26 protein-coding genes are annotated in these 22284 nt (G+C 30.4%); 5 read left to right on the forward strand and 21 right to left on the reverse strand.

Annotated elements, in window-relative coordinates; genetic code table 11:
• Positions 1 to 156 precede the first annotated feature (156 nt).
• On the reverse strand, positions 157 to 1542 hold the full coding sequence (locus COC46_RS15145; RefSeq protein WP_098810565.1) for a HAMP domain-containing sensor histidine kinase: 1386 nt from the start codon (positions 1540 to 1542) through the stop codon (positions 157 to 159).
• The gene (locus tag COC46_RS15150; RefSeq protein ID WP_098810672.1) at positions 1539 to 2183 is read right to left on the reverse strand and encodes a response regulator transcription factor; all 645 of its coding nucleotides are present in this window, start codon (positions 2181 to 2183) and stop codon (positions 1539 to 1541) included. The genes COC46_RS15145 and COC46_RS15150 overlap by 4 nt, the downstream gene beginning before the upstream one ends.
• A 172-nt stretch (positions 2184 to 2355) precedes the next feature.
• Here COC46_RS15150 and COC46_RS15155 point away from each other — a divergent pair, with 172 nt between their 5' ends.
• On the forward strand, positions 2356 to 3225 hold the full coding sequence (locus COC46_RS15155) for a metallophosphoesterase (protein ID WP_098810567.1): 870 nt from the start codon (positions 2356 to 2358) through the stop codon (positions 3223 to 3225).
• An 80-nt stretch (positions 3226 to 3305) separates the two neighbouring features.
• On the opposite strand, the gene COC46_RS15160 is transcribed toward COC46_RS15155, so the two are convergent.
• A complete protein-coding gene (locus tag COC46_RS15160) occupies positions 3306 to 3617 on the reverse strand; it encodes an antibiotic biosynthesis monooxygenase (RefSeq protein WP_098810569.1) in 312 nt (103 codons plus the stop codon).
• 151 nt (positions 3618 to 3768) lie between these two features.
• Between COC46_RS15160 and COC46_RS15165 the strand changes: the two genes are divergently transcribed.
• Complete coding sequence (locus COC46_RS15165; RefSeq protein WP_098810571.1) at positions 3769 to 4254, forward strand: FUSC family protein; 486 nt, start codon at positions 3769 to 3771, stop codon at positions 4252 to 4254.
• Between the two features lie 116 nt (positions 4255 to 4370).
• Here COC46_RS15165 and COC46_RS15170 read toward each other — a convergent pair whose 3' ends face one another.
• Complete coding sequence (locus COC46_RS15170; protein ID WP_176545171.1) at positions 4371 to 4754, reverse strand: glyoxalase superfamily protein; 384 nt, start codon at positions 4752 to 4754, stop codon at positions 4371 to 4373.
• Between the two features lie 591 nt (positions 4755 to 5345).
• Here COC46_RS15170 and COC46_RS15175 point away from each other — a divergent pair.
• Positions 5346 to 6077, forward strand: a complete 732-nt coding sequence (locus COC46_RS15175; protein WP_098810575.1) for a DUF6612 family protein — start codon at positions 5346 to 5348, stop codon at positions 6075 to 6077.
• A 220-nt stretch (positions 6078 to 6297) separates the two neighbouring features.
• Here the strand turns inward: COC46_RS15175 and COC46_RS15180 are convergent, their stop codons facing one another.
• Together COC46_RS15180 and COC46_RS15185 are read right to left on the reverse strand one after the other, a co-directional pair.
• Entirely contained in the window at positions 6298 to 6822 is a 525-nt protein-coding gene (locus COC46_RS15180) for a nucleotidyltransferase domain-containing protein (RefSeq protein ID WP_098810578.1), read from the reverse strand.
• A gap of 324 nt (positions 6823 to 7146) precedes the next feature.
• Positions 7147 to 8634, reverse strand: a complete 1488-nt coding sequence (locus tag COC46_RS15185; protein ID WP_098810580.1) for a SulP family inorganic anion transporter — start codon at positions 8632 to 8634, stop codon at positions 7147 to 7149.
• Positions 8635 to 8796: 162 nt separating this feature from the next.
• Between COC46_RS15185 and COC46_RS15190 the strand changes: the two genes are divergently transcribed.
• Positions 8797 to 9339: a recombinase family protein gene (locus COC46_RS15190; RefSeq protein WP_098810581.1), complete on the forward strand. Its 543-nt coding sequence runs from the start codon at positions 8797 to 8799 to the stop codon at positions 9337 to 9339.
• 800 nt (positions 9340 to 10139) lie between these two features.
• Positions 10140 to 10907, forward strand: a complete 768-nt coding sequence (locus COC46_RS15195) for a divergent polysaccharide deacetylase family protein (protein WP_098810582.1) — start codon at positions 10140 to 10142, stop codon at positions 10905 to 10907.
• Positions 10908 to 10995: 88 nt separating this feature from the next.
• Here the strand turns inward: COC46_RS15195 and COC46_RS15200 are convergent, their stop codons facing one another.
• From COC46_RS15200 to COC46_RS15265, 15 genes are all read right to left on the reverse strand, one after another.
• A complete protein-coding gene (locus tag COC46_RS15200) occupies positions 10996 to 11517 on the reverse strand; it encodes a P-loop NTPase family protein (RefSeq protein WP_098810583.1) in 522 nt (173 codons plus the stop codon).
• A gap of 119 nt (positions 11518 to 11636) precedes the next feature.
• Entirely contained in the window at positions 11637 to 12428 is a 792-nt protein-coding gene (locus COC46_RS15205; protein ID WP_098810585.1) for an aminoglycoside phosphotransferase family protein, read from the reverse strand.
• 163 nt (positions 12429 to 12591) lie between these two features.
• Positions 12592 to 12789 carry a hypothetical protein gene (locus COC46_RS15210; protein ID WP_098810587.1) on the reverse strand — a complete coding sequence of 66 codons (198 nt, stop codon included), beginning with the start codon at positions 12787 to 12789 and terminating at the stop codon, positions 12592 to 12594.
• A 305-nt stretch (positions 12790 to 13094) separates the two neighbouring features.
• Positions 13095 to 13463 (reverse strand): iron chaperone, encoded by a 369-nt coding sequence (locus COC46_RS15215; protein WP_098810589.1) that lies wholly within the window; start codon positions 13461 to 13463, stop codon positions 13095 to 13097.
• 166 nt (positions 13464 to 13629) lie between these two features.
• Positions 13630 to 14337 carry an SH3 domain-containing protein gene (locus COC46_RS15220; protein WP_098810592.1) on the reverse strand — a complete coding sequence of 236 codons (708 nt, stop codon included), beginning with the start codon at positions 14335 to 14337 and terminating at the stop codon, positions 13630 to 13632.
• Positions 14338 to 14471: 134 nt separating this feature from the next.
• Positions 14472 to 15005, reverse strand: coding sequence for a fibronectin type III domain-containing protein (locus COC46_RS15225; protein ID WP_098810594.1), 534 nt, complete (start codon positions 15003 to 15005; stop codon positions 14472 to 14474).
• A 593-nt stretch (positions 15006 to 15598) separates the two neighbouring features.
• Entirely contained in the window at positions 15599 to 16285 is a 687-nt protein-coding gene (locus tag COC46_RS15230) for a Dph6-related ATP pyrophosphatase (protein WP_098810595.1), read from the reverse strand.
• Positions 16286 to 16334: 49 nt separating this feature from the next.
• Positions 16335 to 16508: a hypothetical protein gene (locus COC46_RS22265; RefSeq protein ID WP_176545172.1), complete on the reverse strand. Its 174-nt coding sequence runs from the start codon at positions 16506 to 16508 to the stop codon at positions 16335 to 16337.
• Between the two features lie 440 nt (positions 16509 to 16948).
• Positions 16949 to 17095, reverse strand: a complete 147-nt coding sequence (gene ytzI, locus COC46_RS15235) for a YtzI protein (RefSeq protein WP_098810596.1) — start codon at positions 17093 to 17095, stop codon at positions 16949 to 16951.
• 138 nt (positions 17096 to 17233) lie between these two features.
• The gene (locus COC46_RS15240; protein ID WP_255294922.1) at positions 17234 to 17443 is read right to left on the reverse strand and encodes a DUF2187 family protein; all 210 of its coding nucleotides are present in this window, start codon (positions 17441 to 17443) and stop codon (positions 17234 to 17236) included.
• Positions 17444 to 17749: 306 nt separating this feature from the next.
• Positions 17750 to 18310 carry a DNA mismatch repair protein gene (locus COC46_RS15245; RefSeq protein ID WP_098810597.1) on the reverse strand — a complete coding sequence of 187 codons (561 nt, stop codon included), beginning with the start codon at positions 18308 to 18310 and terminating at the stop codon, positions 17750 to 17752.
• A gap of 362 nt (positions 18311 to 18672) precedes the next feature.
• Positions 18673 to 18873, reverse strand: a complete 201-nt coding sequence (locus COC46_RS15250) for a hypothetical protein (protein WP_098810599.1) — start codon at positions 18871 to 18873, stop codon at positions 18673 to 18675.
• A gap of 209 nt (positions 18874 to 19082) precedes the next feature.
• Positions 19083 to 19409 carry an ArsR/SmtB family transcription factor gene (locus tag COC46_RS15255; RefSeq protein WP_098810600.1) on the reverse strand — a complete coding sequence of 109 codons (327 nt, stop codon included), beginning with the start codon at positions 19407 to 19409 and terminating at the stop codon, positions 19083 to 19085.
• A 104-nt stretch (positions 19410 to 19513) separates the two neighbouring features.
• Positions 19514 to 21289, reverse strand: a complete 1776-nt coding sequence (locus COC46_RS15260; protein ID WP_098810602.1) for a SulP family inorganic anion transporter — start codon at positions 21287 to 21289, stop codon at positions 19514 to 19516.
• Positions 21290 to 21519: 230 nt separating this feature from the next.
• Positions 21520 to 21858, reverse strand: coding sequence for a zinc ribbon domain-containing protein YjdM (locus COC46_RS15265; protein ID WP_098810603.1), 339 nt, complete (start codon positions 21856 to 21858; stop codon positions 21520 to 21522).
• Between the last annotated feature and the right edge of the window lie 426 nt (positions 21859 to 22284).

Here is a 22284-nt window from a genome sequence, read left to right on the forward strand (position 1 = left end):
ACCACTATAATCACACAGGAAGACTAGTTATCCTGTGTGATTATAGTGGTTTTTGTTCTACTAGAGTAGTTCTAAGTGCAGTAACAAGGAATTGCCCTAATTGTAAGCATAATGCTGCTATGTGACATGTATGTTACACCTAATAAAACCCTGACTCTAAAGTAAGGGTTTTGGAAAATGAATAGAAAATTGTATTTTTCCATCTGATAATTTCACTTCATGTTTTAATTGGTGCCGGTTTAAAATTGATTTTACGATTGCGAGTCCTAAACCTGTTCCGGTTAAATGTTTATTTCGTGAAGGCTCCATAACATAAAATGGATCCCATATATTCTGAATTTGGGTAGAATCTTTAAGATTTGTTTCATTTTCTAAAATGAAAATAATTTCCTCTTTATCTTCTAGAAATTGGATGTTAATTTCCCGATTATTTGTATATTTAATAGCATTACTAATTAAATTATTAAATACTTTTTCAATTTGGTCACGATCGGCTTCTATTAATAGCTGCTGTGTGGGATTATAGTCTTTTTTTAGTATTATACTATTTCGATTCAATTCTATATCAAAATCTCTCAAACAATGATCAAAAAGCTGAATTACATTTATTTGTGCTAGCTTTATTATTTCTCTTTCAATTCTTGATAACTCTAATAATTTATCGATTAATCGATTTATTTGATCTGTTTGTTTTATAATTGTATCAATGTATGTTCCATCATCTATTCCATCTTTTATTCCTGCAGAATAGGCTTTGATTAAAGCTAACGGTGTTTTAAGTTCATGAGAAATATCTGAAATAAATATTTTTAAATTTGCATTTCGTTGATTTAAATCTTCATGTGCAACCTTTAGTTTGTCACTCATTTCGTTAATACTTTTAGCAAGTTCTTCTATTTCATCATTTGTTGATATTTTAGCTTTTTTAAATTCTAATTGGGCAATTTCTTTGGAAATATCTTTTAACTCTTTTAATGGATCCGTTATTTTTTTTGACCAAATCCAAACCATTAAAATCAACAGTACTATTAAGAAAATCATAATATAAATGGTGAACTTATTAACGATTTGAACTGCATCACTTAAATAAACAATCGAAACACCAACTACAATAAACAAATTGTCCTTTTGAATAAAATCGACTAAAAAGCTAGATTTCAATTTACCTTGGTCGTAAATTTTACTAATTCTCTTACCACTTTTTACTTCTTTTAATGTTTGATCTGTTACCCAAAATTTATTTAAGGTTACTCTTTTTTGAATCAAATTATCTCTTAATGATCCATTAAATTGATCTAAATCTGAGCGAGTTGGTTCATATACAATCGTTACATTATATTTTTGCTCAAAATGTGTAACTGATTGTTTAAACTCATCCATTGGCATTTTGTTTAATTCACTTGAAAGTTCATGTACTCGATTTTTCATTTGAAATAAGTAATATTTAGGTAATAAATATGAATTGATAATCAGATAGAAAATAAAAACAAAAAGAATTGATACTGTAATTGTAACTGATATTTTTCTTCCTAATCGATTCATTTTTCTTTTATGAGACTGTATCCTAAACCTCGATGTGTTTGAATAAGATCTTCTCCTATTTTTTCTCTTAATCTTCTTATATGTGTATCAACAGTTCGGTCATCCCCATCATAATCAATTCCCCATACATTTATTAATAAATTTTCACGTGATAAAATGTTTCCTCGATTACGGACTAAACAACTTAATAAGTCAAATTCCTTTTTAGTTAAATTGAGATTATCATCGTTTTTATATGCTAACTTACCTTTAAAATCTACTTTTATATTACTAACTACAATAAGATGCTCATCGTTTAATAACTTTTTAGCTCTTGTAATCAAAACGCCTGGATGAAATGGCTTCCTTACATAATCGTCAGCACCTTGTTTTAGCGCTTGTAATTCGTCTTCATCCTCACTTTTAGCAGTAAGCATTAATACTTTTGTATGTCCATTTTTCTTTATTTCTTTACACACATTTATCCCACTATTGTATGGCATCATCCAATCCAAAATTGCTAAATCAATTTGCTCACTATAAAATAGATCAATTGCCTGTTCCCCGTCTTCTGCTAGAAAAACATTATATCCTTCCTTTTTAAAATAAGCTTGTAAAATCTTTAACATATCTTTTTCATCATCAGCGATTAATATATTTATTTTTAATCCCTCCACTATCTTTTATATTTTGTCACTTTCATGTAACAAATAGAACTTAAGCTTGTTTCGAGGAGTGATAACATGAGGATAATTGAAATTTTAGTCAGTGCATTATTCATTGTATTTACGCTTTATTTAGTTTCAATTCATTAATAAAAGGTAGGTAATCGTTATGAACTATAACATATTTCGAAAGCTAATTAGAAGTTTAATAGTTTTTACTTTGATATTATTAATTTTTCCAATAATGATATATAGTTATTCAAAAAATATCGAACCAAAAATGTTAGATTTAAATCATGTGACTATTTCTTCTAAATCCGTTTCAAATGAGATGAATGGACTAAAGATTGTTCAAATTAGTGATAGCCATTTAGGTACTTATTTTTCATTAAAGCAATTACAAAATATTGTCGCTAAAATTAATAAACAAAATCCAGATATAATTGTGTTTACCGGAGATTTAATTGATAATAGTGCTCTATACGATAAAATAGACCAAATCCCTTCTGTACTTCACCAATTAAAGGCAAAACATGGTAAATATGCTATTTACGGTAATCATGACGTTGGTGGTGCTGGGAAGAGGATTACTTCATCTGTATTGATTAATTCTGGTTTCACAATTTTAGAAAATAAACAGATTGAAATAAACTTGGACGAACATAGTAAGTTAAATATTATTGGATTGGATGACTACCTTTTAGGCAGACCTAACCCGTCTGAAGCATTCAAGAATGTACAAAACAATGCGTTTAACCTATTACTAGTACATGAACCTGATGTAGCAGATCGACTAAAAGAGTATCCAATTGACTTACAGCTATCAGGACATAGCCATGGTGGCCAAATAAAACTACCATTTCACGAAGCAATCTATACTCCACCACTAGCGAAAATTTATACTGAAGGGTTGTATGAATTAAAGAATCATCTAAAACCAATGTCATTATACGTGAATCGTGGCATTGGTACTACGAGACTTCCATTTCGACTTTTTAGTGTCCCAGAAATATCTGTATTTACTTTAACGAACAAATGATAAATCCCGCAAGGTTATATTTGGATCCTTGCGGGTTTACTTATTAATTTTAGATTGAATTTAGCCGATATCAGAACAGTTTAAGACATTGGACTAAAATCCTTCCAAATTGTCACTGATAAAAGTTCATGGGTTAGATCATCACTAAACCATGTTTCATTCCATTCATCTTGACTTCTCTCAAATTTTGTTCTTTCCTCATATTCTTCAACATTTCTATATTTAATAAATAAATTAATGTAATAAAATTGATCATCTTCTCTTTGCATAAAATTCATTCCAATATTTGACGGCTCTGATTGAAATTTTGATGATGCTGATTTTTTTAATCTTGCTTTAAAGTCCTCTAAATATTTTTTTTCAAGCTTATACTCAAACAAGACGGTAATCATTTTTTCAACCCATTTCTATCAATCATTATTTTTTAACTAAAGACTAGTATAAGTAGTTGATTTCTAATTTATACTTTCTAACAATTCATACATAATGGATTAATTTGAGTGGATAATATGAAAAAAATGGAAAATTCTACATGAGGTGCATATGGAAGAGTTAACATCACAGAATCCAGCCGATAATTTAACAACTCTAATTTGGAAATTATCAATTGGTTCTACTTTAGCATGGGAAATCTCAAAGTTTTTTGGTTCTGATCATCCATACTTAGGGCCGGTCTCTCTAATACTAACGATCCAATCAACAATGGACAAAACAATTAGTCTATCTTTGAAACGAGTAATTGGAACAATGATCGGAATTGGAGTTACAGTAATAATTGCGAGTTATCTAAAAGTTACCGGCTTGAACTTAGGGCTATTAATCCTGATTGGTTCTTATATTGCTAAATACTTAAACTTAGATAAAAAAGTACTTCACCAGGTTGCTTTAACAATTCTTTTTGTATTTGCATTTGAACACCAATCAAAAGACTATGCAATGGATCGAATGAGAGATACTCTTGTAGGTGTTTTAGTTGCTAGTTTAATACAGTTCATTTGGTCTTCAATAACCTCAAGAAAAAGAAATTGATTTAGGTCAAATTGAACATCTTAGTCCTTAATTTTAAAGAGGATTAACTTAGAATAATGCCTAAGTCAACCCTCTTTATTTTAAGGCTTATTCTGAAAACTTAACTTCTTTGGATATTATCCCTCAATATTTTCATAAAATACAATTCGATTACCGAATGGATCCCCAATGCGAACCTCGCGAGTATTCCAAGGAGTTTTTTCAATCCCAGGACGTGCATATTTGTAGTTCTTCGATAGTAGCTTGGAGTGAAGTAATTCTAAATTTTCTACCTCGATCCTAATAGCACCTCCTGGACTACAATCTCCATGGTGTTCAGAAAGATGAATAATACAATCGCTAAATGATATTTGCATGTATAAAGGTAGATCATCTTCAAATCTATGCTCCCAATCGATTTCAAATTCTAAAAATGTTATGTAAAATTCTTTTGCCTTAACTTCATCGAATATACGTAATATTGGCGTTGGACTTTTCATTGTTATTTTTGATTTGCTCATTGAATACATCACCTTTTCTTATTTTATTTTGAGCTCTATTAATTTTTTATTTCAGATACAAAAGATTACTTAAAGAATCTTTTTTCAAATTGAACACCACTTGTTACAAACAATCCTGAAAGCAAAATAACCAATCGTAAGATGATCATCTTGTATCTAAAAGAGATTTCCCCACCCTATCTGAATTCCATACTATTCTAAAATACATTGATGAAATATTTAGATTAAGTTTTCAATTTTTAAATATAAATTTATTATTGCTAGTTAACTATTTCAACATTTTATACAAAACTACCTTTTTCACCTATCCTTACTTTATTCATAATTAAAACCATAATTAAAATCATGAATTTGCTATACAAATGAATTAACTAGTTATTTAAGAAGTGGAAAATTCTATGTTTCTAAACTTAAAAAGAATAGTACGAAAAGGGATGATTTGTGCATGAAAGTTCAAATCACCCTCTAATTAAATTCAATTTGACTTTTTAAATGTCATTATTTTTACGAAATTATACAAGTTCTGTCGAATACATATATTTACAGGTTCCAATTTTTCAAGTCAAATCATCCAGGAAAGTAGGTTTGTATATGAAAAAGTGGCTTGTATGTTTTACTTTGGTTTGGTTTATAATCGTCCTTGGTGCATGTAATAAAGAGCTCACAAAAAAAGAAGTAATTGCTAAAGTTGAAGATCATGCACACGAAGTTGAGGATTACCATGCTGTTATTAAATTAGGAGTAGAAATTGTAGACAATTCATCGGATAAAACACTGCAGTCATCTAAAGCCATACTCACTACTGATTTGAACGAAAAGAATTTGGAAGGTTACGGACTTGTTGAGTCAAATTCAAATGGAATTTCAACCAATTCTGAGTATTATTTTACAAAAGAAAACACCTTTATAAACCAAAATAATCAGGGTTGGCAGGTAGTACCGAATCAAGATCAGATCATACAAGATAATACTTTCTATAAAAATGTCTTTCATATTATACCGAAGATTGCAGATAAATTAGTAATGACAAAACAGGCAGATTCATATGTCTTTACTTTTAAAGGAAAAGATTTAGACGTCTATCGGGCATTTGAAGATCCTTATTCAGTTAAGTTTGTTGGGGTTGAACCAGAAGATGTTCAACAAGATATCACGATTGTAATCAATTCAAAAACTTTTTATATTGAAAAACTGACAAACACTTTAAAAGGTCAAAAAGACAATATTTCTATCACAATCAATATTAATCACGTCTATAAAAAAATGAATGATATTGAAAAACTTAAAATTCCTAAGAAAGTAATCGATGAAGCCAATTTCTAAGAATCAAAAGGTTCCATAAGCAGGCTCTTGGAACCTTTTCTTGAAAATGTATTTATCTAGTTCAATAACATGTTCTACTAGTAGTGAATTTGTTGCGTTTAATTGATTCTTTTAATCAATTTTTCAATTGTTTTAGTTGAATAAATTAATTAGTATTCAAAAAAAACTGATTTTTGAACGACTATCACACATAATTTTAAAAATTGACTATTAATCCTCTTTATCTTATTGAATCAATAATCCTTTGAATTACTTTCATACTTTCAATGTCCTTTGGTCGAAGCTTACGTCCTGTACCTTTTTCATATATCTTTTTTTCTTCGAGTAACTGGTTTGGGTTTAGGACGCTAATCGAAATACCTTTTAAAATATAGTTCTTCAATGGTAAGGCATCTTTCCTCCATTCCCACTCTGGAAAACCATTGGCAATGATTTTACCTTCTTCCGATACGATTACAAAAACAAAACTCACATCAATATCGTTCTTTAGGAAATCTGTTTGTAGTTGACTAACAGGTATTTTCTTGAAACCAGCACTAACCAATGCATGTTCTATTGCATCCCTATATTGAATTAAAGTGACAAGATCAATATCTGAATGTTCGCGAGTAACTTGTCCGAGAAGAAAATCAATTGCCCAACCTCCTCGTAACCATATTTGAATATCTCGAGCTTTGCATATTTCATTTATTTCACGGAGTACATTTAGTTGTTTCTCTAGTAAACTAGTTTCATTATTGTCCAAATTACACCACACCTTTTTTACTGTTAATAATAAGTTTCGCTCTTAATGGATTCAAACCTTCTTTAACTAAGTATGGGGTAATTTATTATCCAAAAAAAACCATTAACTTCGTCTATTAATTACAACGATAATTACGTCGTTATTTGTATTCACAATACTACTTGTATTATTAATTTCTTGTGTTTAATTGTCTTTTATCTTAATTCTTGTTCATCTAAATCTATTCCTTTTTAAATAAGAATAAATAAAGGTTGTCTAATTAGACAGCCTCTTTTTCAGATCAAAAATCACCATTCATAAAGACAAAATTAAAAGGCTTCTTCATTACGAAGAAACCCTTTCTTGATGTCCCATATTTTGATTTATTCCGTTTGGTTTATTAAATACAGCTATTGAATCAACGATCGATTTGCTTGCTGCATTTAAACCAATTATGTTAGTTTTTATATTATTTTCGTGGAATTTAATCACTAGTTTATCAATAGCAGCTACACCAGATTCATCCCATATATGAGCTTTTGATAAATCTACATCAACAATTTTCACTTGTTCTTTAAAATTAAATGCTGCTACAAAATCAGTAACAGATGCAAAAAACAATTGACCTTCTACCTTATAAACTCGCTTATTTAAATCAATTTGAGATGTTACTTTTACTTTGGAGATTTTAAAAGCAAAGAAAACAGCGCTTAATACAATTCCGATAATTACACCAATTGCTAAGTTGTGCGTTGATACTACTGCTACAACCGTTACAACTAATACAATTGCATCGGTTTTAGGTAATTTGTGTAATGTTTTTATAGATGTCCAATCGAATGTGCTTATTGATACCATGAACATTACAGAAACTAATGCAGCTAATGGTATTTGGACGACTAATTTATTTAAAACAATAATTAAAAACATTAAAAATGAACCAGCGACAAAAGTAGATAATCTACTACGACCACCTGATTTCACATTAATGACAGATTGCCCAATCATTGCACATCCAGCCATTCCACCGAATAACCCATTAACTATATTTGCAATACCTTGACCTTTTGATTCCTTATTTTTATTACTTGTTGTATCTGTCAAATCATCAAGTAGTTGAGCTGTTAATAACGATTCAATTAAGCCAACTAACGCTAATGAAACAGCATAAGGAAAAATAATCTGAAGTGTTTCAAAATTAAAAGGCACATTTGGTAAGATGAAACTTGGGAGTGATCCTGAAATATTCCCCATGTCTCCAACTTTATTAACGTCACTACCAGTAAAAATTGCAATCATACTAATCACAATGATTGCGACTAAAGGTGCAGGGATTACCTTTGTAAGTCTAGGAAACGTATAAATTATTATTAAACCACCAATAACCATCGCATACATTTGCCATGATTGACCAACAAAATAAGGTAATTGCGCCATAAAAATTAAGATTGCTAAAGAATTAACAAACCCCGTCATAACTGACTTTGGAATAAACTTAACCAATTTACCAATTCCTAGAAATCCTAGTATTAACTGAATAATTCCAGTTAAAATAGTTGCAGCAAGCATATACTCAATTCCATGTTTTTTCACTAAGCCAGCTAGCACTAAAGCCATTGCACCAGTTGCAGCCGAAATCATACCTGGGCGACCTCCAACAAATGAAATGACAACAGCAATACAGAAAGAAGCATATAACCCAATCATCGGATCGACACCAGCAATAATTGAAAATCCGATTGCTTCAGGAATAAGAGCTAATGCAACAACAATCCCCGCTAAAACATCCGCTCTACTATTTGAAAACCATTCTTTTCTTATTTTATTTACCAACTAACTTTCACCTCAAATACCATTTATTGACTTTTAACTCTCATAAAAGTCGCGACTGAACACTAAAAATTAGTCTACCATCTTCTTTCCCAAAAAGGAACCTTTTTTGGGCATATTATATGTTATGATAATGTAAACCCCTTAACAGTTAGGAGATAATATATGTTAATCGGATATATGAGACCGAATCATGATGACCCAAAATGCGAACAACAACTAGCTCATTTAACACAAATTAATTGTGATGAAATCGTTATGGAGGATCATTCATCTGCTAAAAATAGAATACAACTGGATAAAATCGTAACTAACCTCATGCATGGTGATACAATCGTCGTTACAAAACTATTCAATTTAGCTGATTCAACTCGTCATCTTATGGAAATTTTAGAGACTTTAAATTCAAAAGGTGCTTTTTTACAATCAATAGAGGAAAATATAAATACTTGCATTCAATCTAAATATTTTTTCATCGAGATCGTAAAGCATTTGCTTTCTTTTCAAAGTGATGTAATAAGTGAAAATACGAAACAAGGATTATACGAAGCAAAACAAAAAGGGATATCTTCCGGACGTCCAAAAAAACCAGATGAAAATGTGAAACGAGCTATTTTAATGTACGAAAGTAAAAAATATACTTTAGACGATATTAAACGTGAAACCGGGATTAGTAAGTCAACGCTTTACCGTTATTTAGAAAATTAAAAATGACCTTTAACATCGCAAGGTCATTTTTTTTGATATTGGTATGGATTCTTTTAGTAATAAACAAAAATCCTATATTAGAAAAAATTAATAATCTCTAAAATTTAATTCCCTAAAAAATCCGGTTTAACACTGCAACGACAATTACCGCAAGAAAAAATGCAATTATGGCAGTTGTAACGGTCGTATCCTTTTTCTTACATTTTTTTTGCATTTTAATAAATCAGTCGTTAGTTAAAATTTTAAAATTACTACTACCGGTTTCTCTTTTTTAACAACTTGACTACATTCTCTTTTGGACTCCAGCAATTAAATTTATAATGTGTCTTCGTTTCAAAACCCAACCTGCTACAAGAATATCTCATTCCTTCTACTTTTTTCTCTGCTTTAAAATGCTGACATGTTGCACAGCAATGGTAATCCTTCATATATCCCCCTAATTATCTTCAAAATCTTGCTTTTTAACATACGATGAACTTTCATGAGTTAGTTTTTTTCTTCTTCTGAACCCTCATAAGTTAGATTTTTATCATCTTCTTTTTCTTCATGAACCAATATAATCAATAATTCTAAATTTAATCCTATTGAAAATAGAATAATTAAATTTTATTTTATTTCTCAGTTTTTTAATTGAGCACAAAATCTCATTTACTTTTAATACTTCAATCAATTCATTTTAATATCGAATTTTTTAAATTATTAGTGCTTTAAGCGAGTTCTTTTCAATATTTTACGGTTATTTTCTTTATAATCACAGAAAATAGAAGAGCATAGTAATTTATGGAAAAGGAGATTTACCGATGAAGCTTTGGATTACTTCTATTTTCTCTGTATTAGTAGTTCTATCAACTGCATGTTCTTCAGTATTTGCTGAGCCTAATCATAAGGTTGCTATTGTGATTGATGACTTTGGCAATAACATGAAGGGCACCGATCAAATGCTTTCTCTACCGATCCCGTTGACAGTTGCTGTCATGCCCTTTTTACCATCTACTAAGAAGGATGCAACAATGGCTCACTCTAAAGGCTATGAAGTAATTGTTCATTTGCCAATGGAACCAAGACGAGGAAAAGCAAGCTGGCTTGGCCCTAATGCAATTATAACTAACTTAAGTGTTCAAGAAATTAGAAGAAGAGTACTAGCAGCTATTGATGACGTCCCATATGCGATCGGAATAAATAATCATATGGGTTCGAAAGCAACTTCTGATGAGAGAGTAATGCGCATTGTATTATCGGTTTGTAAAGAAAGGGGATTGTTTTTTTTCGATAGCAAAACGAATTATCGAAGTGTAGTTTCGAAAATTGCAGATGAAATTGGAGTGCCAGTCATTGAAAATAAACTATTTTTCGATGACTTATACACACTTAACCACATTGAAAAGCAAACTCGATTACTATTAGAAAAAGTAAAAATAGAGCCCACTATGATTGCTATTGGCCATGTAGGAGAACCAGGTGAAATTACCTCAAGTGTGATAAAGAAATACATCCCTAAAATTAAACAAGAGGCAACATTTGTATTTTTATCTGAATTAGTTGAAAATGTCCCTATTCCATTACATTAAAAAAAGCTGGTGGAATATACAAAAAAATTAGGAACCGCTCTTTTGCGATTCCTTTTTTGTTATTTTTTTAGAATGCATACTACATCTGTTAGTTAAAATAATTTTCAATCTCACTTATATTATTTACAACCAATATTTTATCATTGTAATCATTAAACTTTTGAAAGAATTTTGGTTTTCCTACTTCTTCAAAATACTTATTCCATTTAAACATTTTAAGGAATATTTTTAGTGTAGGTTTATAATTTGATTTTTCTAGTCTAAGCTTCTGTAAGAAAAACCTTCTAATTATTCGATAAGTTCTAACGGAATAACTAGTATCTAAAAAAATGATTAACTCTGCTTTTTCAAAACTATTAGTAACCCATTCATCATTATGTACACCTTCAACAATCCATGTATCTGAACTACTAATGAGCTTATTTAAATGTAATTCTCTTTCTTTTTCTGATCGCATTAAATCTTTATGTCCCATTCGCCTTTTCCACACAACATTATCTAATTCATAATGGGGAATATTTAGCTCGGTAGACATTTTTCTTGCTAATGTAGTCTTGCCACTTCCAACTGAACCAATTATATGTATTTTCCTTGGCAAATTATTTTTCAATTAAATCACCACTTATCTTTATAACATTGAATCTATATTATTCGACTTAATACTTAAAATGACCTTTTCGGTTTATTATTTAGCGTGGAGAAGGTGACTTTCGTTCGTAGATTTAACGATTATATCCATTCATTACCGTGATTTCGAATGAACATACTATCTTTTAGATAATGTTCTAAATGCCCTTCCTCAATCATCCTTTGAAAAGCAACATCACCTTCACTTGCTTTTCTTTTAATGGTTTTACACAATCCTTCTAATCTTAACAACACCATCTTTAAATAATCTAATTCCTTTTCTTCACCGTAAGACTCAAAAAACAGGCTAACCCTTTGTTTTATCCGTTCTCTATTATGTAAAGGAGAATTATAAACTTCCTTACCACTTTCTGATAAATAATATCTACTTAGTGGTACACAAGTATAAAGTGTGTAAGCTATATCCCATAATCGTGGACCTGGTCCGGCAACATCAAAATCTATAATACCTACTGGTTTTTCATGTTGAAAGATAATATTATATCTTGCAAAGTCATTGTGACATAATACCTCCATTTTCCGAGGTGTATTATCAATCGCCTTCCAGTCATCTGATAACGGAAAATCACTGACGGCATCATGGTAAAGACGAAGCATTTTCGCTATATCTTTTAAGGAATCATTGGACCACATGTATTCTTTTAATGGGTCATTTCCAGCTTCCCCTTCAATAAACGATAAGATTTCTCTTCCATTTTCATCTATCCCTAAAAACTTTGGAGCATAAATGTAGCCCTTCTTCTCCAAATGTATTAATAATTTATGTATTTTGGTACTTTCAGGCTTTAATTCTCGTCGTACAGTATTACTGATGCGATAGACATTTGAAACATTACCTCCTGTTAGCTTTTCTTCATTTTCATAGTTTGACATCTAAAATTCCTCCTAAATTCCACTTACAATAGGAAAATTTATTTAAAATCATTAAGATCTTTTATTGCTACTTTTCTTAGTCATATTATATTTAATTTACTTTTTTCATACCTTTACCTCTAAAAAAAATAGGAACTGATCACTCAGTTCCTATTTTTTGCGCTTATTGACCTATTCTATTTTCTATCGGTTTAGCAAAAATAATCGAAATTAAAAATACGAAAAATCCACCACTAATTGAAGCAAATAATGTTACCTCTAAATCTGGTGCATGAAAAATGAATCCTCTAACAACAAAATAAATAACTGAAAAGATAAGTGCTTTAAAGATATTATTATATACTACTCTTTTATATATCAATTAGTACCTCCTTAAGCAACAATAAGTCTGATATGAAATAATTCGATGATAAAAATTAAAAACCTTTAATAAATCAACTTAAGTGTTAAAAAATCATAATTTTTATCGAATGTTGCACCTTATATTGATGTACGTATTTTTTTACATCTTTCTAATTCCACCGCAGTTCGTAACTTTATTTAATATTTTCTTACCTCCATGTAGCAATAATAAGATAATTGTAGTAAGAAGAGGCATTGAAATTACTTGCATTACAAAAAAGCATGACAATATCGTTGTCATGCGTTTTTACATAAGCTTAAAGACTATCTCCAAAAACTCGTATGGCCTGCTTTATCTTGAATATTAAATTTAATCATTTTCTCAAGTAATTCGTAATTTACAGGTTCTTTCCACGGAATGCGAAACAAGCCTTTTGTATAGCTATAACCAGCCTGTTTGAGATCATTAGCAAATTTTGTGATACCTGCTTCTTCAGGTGAAACGCTCATATGTTGCTTAGCTGTTGAAAAGCCCATTATAAATGTTCCATGATCAGAAAACATTGGCGTATTCCATTTGATTTGTGGTTCTAGATTAGGAAATTTAGTAGTAACCCACTCTAAAATTTTAGCTGTTCGCTCTCGGTGGTCTGGATTATCAATACTTGCTAAATAATCTGCAAAAACTTCCATCTTCTACCTCCTTAAATAGATTCTATTGTTCAGAAATGTTCTTTCATTTCTTCAACGATAAATTAATTTCTATACTTATTGTTTACAACTATCAATATTATCAATCAAAAAGGTATAAAATCGAAAACTCTCATTTATTCTTATAATCACATAAATGTCAAATTTTCTATTTCAAATGTGAACTTACCACATATCCTTTTTTGGTACCTATTTGCACGTAACTGTATGCTCGGCCACTTCCATAACCCTTACTTAATACTTTTACAGTCGTGTTCGAGTATAGTGTTTTTATTTTTTTCCCAGAGCTACTTGCAGAAGTTCGTAAATACGTTATAATTTTTGTTTTCATTGATTTATTTACTATGATCGCTTTTGGTGCAAAGTTTACTTTTATTCCTTTTGAGATGTTTTCGGCACTATCCATACTTTTAAACGTAAAACCATATACTTTTCCAACAATTGTTGCACCTTTATATATAAAACTACTTCTTCCTTTTGGTACCGTAACTTTAGACCCATTTGGAAGTGTCACAATCGTCGCCTTGTAATCATATTCATTTGCAGGTGTAAACGAAATTGTAATTACACCATTTACATCTTTAAATTTTATATTTTTAGCTTCAACTGGTGGTCGACCTGGATCTTCCCATAAAATTGTTTTACCTTTTGAGACATTCCCATTCCAATCTACTGTTTGAAGTTTAATAGTTGTAATACCAGTAAAGCTTGTTGGTTTGTAAGTAAGTATCCTCGGTTTGTCATAGTCATATATCATTTTTTTACCATTTGGAAGTGTAAGAATAGTCTCGACAAAATCTTCATCGCGTGGGTTGTCCCAGCTAAAAATTAAGTCATTTCCTTTACGCCATGACAATGCATTATTTATTTCTGCTGGTGCTTTCTTATCATATGTTGTCTTAAATGAAACTTTCTCGCCTTCTTCTAAGCTTTGTTCATTACCTTTCTGATCATAGCTTAAAAAATAAAAAGTATAAGAAGTATTTTCTTCTAAATAAAGAAGTGAATTTCTTTATCTCCCGCTTTAACATCTGTAACCCATTCTCCATCTTTATCGTAGATTGTTACACCTTTGTAATCCCAACTATATGGTTCATCCCAAGTGATATGAGCTTCTTTATTTATAGTTTCAATCTGTATATTTCTGATTTTATCAGGTGCGTATTGATCACTCGTAGTATGTACGTCGATCGAGAATTCATCACCATATTCCCTATTTGGCCCTAATCCGTAAACTGAATACTTATAATCTGTATTTTCGAATGCTATTTTGTCTGTAAACGAAGTAACTCCAGCGTTCACACCAAATGAACTGATTTCTGTTGCCGATTCGCGAATTATCATATAGCCGTTCACAGCATCAGATGCAGCTTCCCAAGTTAAGGTCACATTTTGACCAATTTGCGATGCTTGCAAATTACTAATCATGCCTGGTTTTATATACCCAGTTGCACCAGCACTCTTTACTGGAATAATAAATACGAATAATGTACATATACATATAATTCGAATCAATTTGTTCAAAATAACCTCTCCACCCTTTATTAAATTAAACGATAATTTACTAGTTTTTGACTAATTTTATTAATTTTTGACCTAGAAATTATTTATTCTATTTACTATTTTAACATCCATTTAACCGTTTTTTAATTAAAAACTAATTTTTAATAATGAATTAAATATACAATTCTGCTTTTAAATAAAAATAGACCACCTTTTCTTAAATAAATGGTGGTCTATTTTTATATGATTCTACTTTTATTGCGATTATATCTTTTAATTTGATTAAAAGATATACAAGGAAATAAATATAAAACTCCCTTTAATTTTTAATTCCTTTTTCCCTCAAATAATTTTCATAAACATCTTTTACCTTATCAGATTTTGGTGCTACTTCCGAGAGTCGATTATTTAAATCATTTAAAAGATAGATTCCTCTAAATAAAGTACCAGCTAAAATTCTAAAAACCTACTATTACACCCACAAATCCAAACATTGAAAGTAGATAACCTAAAATGGTTGCTTAAAACGATTGATAAAAATAATTTCATAAGAACGCCTCACTTATCTTTTAATTAAATATTTTCCATAACTTCTAAATCGCTACCAAATCGCTTTATGTAAGCCCCAATGGCAAATAAGCATATTCACCGTCCTTAATAATTTCACACTTCTTAACTAGAATCGGTACATTAAAAATAGGCCCATCTATTACCGTAGTGTGGAATTCTCCACTTTCACCGCATGGGTCAATTCCACGCGCTTCAAGTTCTCTTACATATTCTAGAGTTAATGTACGCCCTAAATCTTCTTCTCTCATTCCTAACTTTAAATTAACAGTAACAACAATCGTTTTAAAACCTCTATTTATAAATTCTTCGACAGCTTCACGATGATTCATTTCCCATAATGGCATCCCAAGCTTTAATCCCACACTTTTTGTAATCTTATCATGCCAACAATCTTGAACTGGCATATCCAGGTCTCCCGTTACTAATACTTCTGCGCCTTGATTTTTAGCATTTTCTAATAGCTGAGTGAATACCTTTTCATAATCAGCCCAACTTGCCACTCCAGTATATACAGGTAACCCAATTGAATCAGCTTGAGCACGTACTAATTCAGGAGGCATTCCATGCGATCTTGAACGTTTTCCTTCTTCCTCTAGCATAACGATTAATCCAATCGATTCCCCTACTTTCATTGCTCTATATAAAGCTAAGACACAATCTTTACCCCCACTAAATGAGGTTATAAATTTGCGACCATGGGCGTTATTTTTCCAATTTAAGGTTTCTATCATTCTAACTTTCTCCTTCTACCTAATGACTTTTTCATATATTTTTAAAAAGCTATATTTCTAATGTATTCATAGATCCAGGAGGAACCTTATATATCATCTTTCCATCTCCGTCTAAAAATTCAATACTTGGAATATCGTTTTCATCAACTATCATTCGAGTACGCGACTTACCGTTATGATCTGATAACTGAACCGTTACTTCTCCGATTGAATTTTTCCACATAAATGCATGAGGAGTATTTCCTCTCCAAATATTTTCTAACTCTCTATCTTTTTCTTTATAGTTAAACCAGTTTACTATATTTATATTTTCAACATTAATACTTTTGAAGTCATTAATAGAACTAGCCCCTATATTTCTATCTATTGGGAGTTCTATAATTTTCTTAATATTCCTTTTTTTAACAAAATACTACATTTGATATTTGTTTATTAACCGTTTCTACTGTTAACTATTAAAGACTATTAAAAAATGAAAAACACAAGATATTTCTCTTGTGTTTTTGGGTTGAGCTTATTTTCATTTACATACACAATTTATATACAATTTGTGTATCTAGATAATTCATAGTGTATTCATTAATTTTTCCCATTAACATTTCAAAAATATTGTGTAGTTTTTTTGAGGAATCATACTGATTACAAACCTTTCGTCTGTCAGTATTATTTTTCATCATAGTTATTTTTCTTTTTTACGTCTTCTAATTTATCTACTTTATGTTGTACGCTATAGCCTTTATTCACGGAAAGTACAAATGCTCCAAATATTACCACGATAATGATTCCGCTAACAACAAAAACTCCAGTCATGTGATCTCCTCCTAAATAACTTTATTAGTATGATGAAATAAAATGTCCAATTGCCAGAAATTCAACTATTTTAATAATATTATCAAATATTCTATCAATAATAATAAAACAGTTTAGTTAATAGACACACTTATACTTCTAAGGGTTTTTCACTTTAGAAACAACAACCTTATAATTTTTATGTGCTACAACTGTTCTATTTCCTGCAAATTCCATATTCGTCTTATTTTCAGTGATAAACACAATTACTGAATTTTCATAGACCTTCTCAACAATCCCTTTTATTCCATTCTTAAAAATGATATATTCTCCTAATTCTGCAACTTTTTTTTGCATTAAACACATCATTTTATCCCTCCAATCTATAAGATAAAGAGTGTTATTGCTTGATTTTTTCCCAAAAAATATAAATGGTCATCACTTTTTTCTCAAGTCTTAGTTGCATTCCTAACGAAGCTTAACGGAAGTATCAAAATTGAGGACTCATTAAACAACTTGTAATTATTAAGCATGGTTTTAACTTATACTTATCTAAAAAATACTACCGCATTTAAGACACTACCTAAAATAAGTTATTTTACATTTTATTGGAAAGTAACTACTTTTCAGTTTATTTTACGGTAATTAAAATTTTCCCCTTGAGAATCAACAAACTTATTCACAGGTTCTACTAGATTGAAGAGCATACTGGAAAGAGGAAAAACTACTTATTAATTGATTTAATTCATTTTTAGCTTTCTCCAAAATTACTTCATCTTTATAAATCGAAAATCTTGAAATATATCGATCTAATTTATCGTTTAGTTCGATAATATTCTCTTTCGCATTTAAACAAGTTAAATCTTTTGCCAAAGCTTCACTTAATGAGTGTATACTAGGAATATCTATTTCTTTTTGGATAGAAACAATAGCTGGTGTATAATCCATTCTGTATGATTGACCTGGTATTTGCTGCCAAAATTCTTCCCATTCATTAAGTAATCCTGCCATATAAAGAATCAACTTTAAATATCCACATAACCATGCAGTACAGCTAGTGTTTCTATTTTTACAACCTTTTCCATCTTCTAAGTCATTGCAATACATACAACAAGACCCACCATTTTCAATACAAACATTACAGATGACTGAAATACCAACGCCCTTTAAATACAGATGTCCAAAGTGTATCAGTTCTTCCCTTGTCATGAAACGTTTTTTTTCAGAAGAATTCATCACTTTTAATCCTTTCTTTTTTACTAAAAGAGAGTGTTTTGCACTTTAAAAACAGTTGAAATCTTTAAAACTAATCCCCATTGAATTGATCGATCATTGAGAGTGTATCGAACAAATACTGATTAAACATTTAACGATTAAATTATTCGATATTCAATAGGTCTTAAATGAAATAGATAACATTGTTACCTTCTTTAATGTCAGAAACAATGCTTTTACTCGTAATATTACAAGTTGTTGAGATCCCGTAGATCATCCATTTATCAGCCTCAAGGTACGTATCAATTAGATGAAATTATCGTGTTATTCAAGTGTAAAGATCCTGTTGTCTATTTTTCAAACACACTTATTCCACTTTGAAATTACGTTTGTTCGTCTTCCTGCTCATCTCTTTTTGCTTGTAAATAAAATTCTACCAATGTGTCAAAACCTTTGCGAAAATACGGGTCTCGATAGAATTTGTTGACAAATCCTTCTTCCGATAAACCATTCATCTCTTTTACTATTTCTTTTACGCTTTCTGCTGCTCCTTTTTGAATTTCATATTTTAATTTCAAATGCATACGTCCACTCTCCATTACTCTTGTTATTCATCTAGCATCTTTTACGAGTTAACACGCATATTAACCACTGTCCTAATCCTGAATAACTTTCGCATTTATTAAACAAGTAGTATTATCGTAATCCGACGCTCTACTTCATCGCCTACATCTTTATACCCAACATTATCTATGTTTATAAGAGCCAATAATAAAAATTTTTTCAAACGTTTTTAATCTTCATTAAATTTATCTAACATATTGATCGTATCAACTAAGTGATTATTAAAAATTTGACGGGCAACTAACAATAACTCAGAAATCACTGGATCTCTAAGGGAATATGTAACTTTATTCCCTTCCTTCCTACCATTTACAATGTTTTTATTTCGTAATATTGATAGTTGTTGAGATACTGCAGACCCTTCACTACCAATTATACTTTGGATCTCATTTACATTTCTTTCACCCTCACTCAAAATTTCAAGAATTTGAATTCGAAGTGGATGACCTAGTGCTTTAAAAAAATCTGCTTTAAATTGTTGTAGTTCTAAATTCAATTATGCTCCTCCAAACTATCTACATGATCAAAGATCCTAATTCCAATCTATTTATTATCTTAACTATACCTATTCAGAGTGTTATTTTATACTCTTTAAAATAATTACTCAATAGAGTCTAATATCTTAAGATCTATTTCTCCGTTTTTTTGATCCTTATTATCTAAAAGTTTTGGTTTGGATAAGATCGAACATTCTAAAAATGCAAAGTGCTTGCAACCTAGACACTTATTATAATTAATATTTAATAGTGCGTATGAAATGGCCTCACCTGAATGTTCAAAAATATTTTGTTTACCAATCACATCATACAGTTTGGTACGAATTAGTAAATCTTTTGCTTGGGAGTGAAGACCTGTAAGTAACACAAAACTGTTATTTTCTCTATGAAAATTAACGATACTTGCTAACTTAGCTTCACCTGTTGTATCGATAAAAGGAACCTTTCCAAATCTAAGAATTATGAACTTTGGTTTATTATCTGATAACTTCAACATAGATTGTTCAAATAGATTGGCAGTTCCAAAAAATATTGGACCTTCAATTGTATAAATGCTGATTTGAGGACAATCGTGATCATCATTAACCGTATTTGGCATCAATTTTTGATTCTGACGGGAACGATCGGGTAATACCTTTCTAACGATATGAAGTTCGGACATTCTTTTAACAAATAAAATAACTGCAACGATTAAGCCGACCTCAACAGCCGTTGTTAAATTTAGAAAAACTGTCAGTAAAAAAGTTAAGCATAAAATGATTGTGTCACTAGATTTAGTTTTAAAAATATGAATAAACTCTTTTCTTTCACTCATATTCCATGCTACAAACATTAATATTGGGGCCATACTAGCTAAAGGTATTTGTGATGCAAACGGTGCAAGCGCTAATAAAATAATCAGGACAATAATGCCATGGATAATTCCAGAGATGGGTGAAACAGCGCCACTCTTTATATTCGTTGCAGTCCTAGCAATTGCTCCTGTGGCGGGTATTCCTCCGAAAAAAGGAATAACCATATTAGCGATCCCCTGTCCTATTAATTCCTTATTACTATTATGCCTACTACTTGACATACCATCTGCGACTACTGCTGATAATAGTGATTCAATCCCACCAAGCATTGCAATGACAAACGCAGGACCAATTAGTGTATGAATTTTTTCCAAACTCAGATTAAGAAAATGAAATGCTGGAATACTACTCGGAATAGCCCCAAATGTGGAATTAATTGTTGGAACTTCCCCTTTAAAAAAAATGTAAGCGATTATACTAGAAAAAATAAGACCAATTAATGATCCAGGCAACTTTGGATATAGTTTAGTAACTGTAATAACGGAAATAAAACATATTATAGAAGTTATTAAACTATAAGGATTAATTGTTGTAATATGTAATCCTATTTCTCTCATATTTGAAATGAAATCTTCATGCGTAGTTATATTTTGAAGTCCTAAAAAATTAACAATTTGTCCAGTAAAGATAATAACTGCTATCCCTGCAGTAAAACCTATCGTAACTGGTCGAGGTATAAATTGAATTAGGAAACCCATTTTAAAAATTCCCATTAAAGTAAGAATAACACCAGCTAAAAAACCTGCAATAAGTAAGTTTTCATATCCGTAATGAATTACAATTGATAATAGTATAGGTATAAATGCGCCTGTAGGACCCCCTATTTGAAACTTAGATCCTCCAAAAATAGATATTAATATTCCACCAATAATTGTTGTATAAATTCCGTATTCAGGTTTCACCCCTGAACTAATCGCAAAAGCCATACCAAGAGGGATTGCAATAATTCCCACAATTATTCCAGAAATTAGATCCTTTCTAAAAAACTCTAAATTATACTGTTCAAATCTCCCTCGCCAACTCAAATTATTACACCTTCTCGTATATTTGATTATTTGAATATACAAATATTTATTATTATCATAATAACAGATTACTTCCCCGTCAAACAAAATCTTACAATTTGACTTGTAACTATTTACCAAAAGATTTTTACTACTTTCAATAATGTCTCTTGCATATAACTATTCATCAAATAAAAAAAGAACCTCGCTGAAAGGTTCTTTTGAAAAAGTGATGTATAGTATAAAAACATCTATATTTTTTTTACAAATTCAGATTTTAATTTCATTGCTCCAAATCCTTCAATTTTGCAATCGATATCATGATCTCCATCAACCAAGCGGATACTTTTTACTTTTGTACCAATTTTAACCACGAGAGAAGATCCTTTTACTTTAAGATCTTTGATGACAGTCACTGAATCACCATCATTTAAAATATTTCCATTAGCATCTTTTACAACTTTCTTATCATCCTTTTCAGTTTCAATATCCAGTGTCCATTCATGCCCACATTCAGGGCATACAAATAGATTCTCATCATGATATGTATATTCTGAGTTGCATTTTGGACAATTTGGTAGTTCGACCATTTTTTTATCCTCCTTAAAATTGCTTTTTTAATCAATGTTTTTATTTGGAAAAGAATACTTCCATTCAAAAATTTCAAAGGAAATTCTTCACCCACCTATACTGCCATAGTTTAATCATCCTGACAACTTATATTTATGTAAATTTGAATATTTGAATATACATATTTAAATTTGAAAGATTAACAATATTAAATTGCTTAATGTACCTAATTCGTTTTTTGCAAATAATGTCATAATTGAATGACACAATTTAATTTTTTCAATATAATCATCTGGAAACTCAATAAATCCCCGAAAATTCAACTCTCTGCTTTAACACTATTTGAGATAAGGTTCACGTAGTTATTTAAGCGGCAAAAAAAATGACAGGAGACCTTAATCCTGTCATTTTTTTGTATTATTTACTTCTTCAAGACTCTTTCCCTT

Source organism: Bacillus sp. AFS041924 (genome assembly GCF_002577195.1).
GTDB lineage: Bacteria > Bacillota > Bacilli > Bacillales > Bacillaceae_G > Gottfriedia.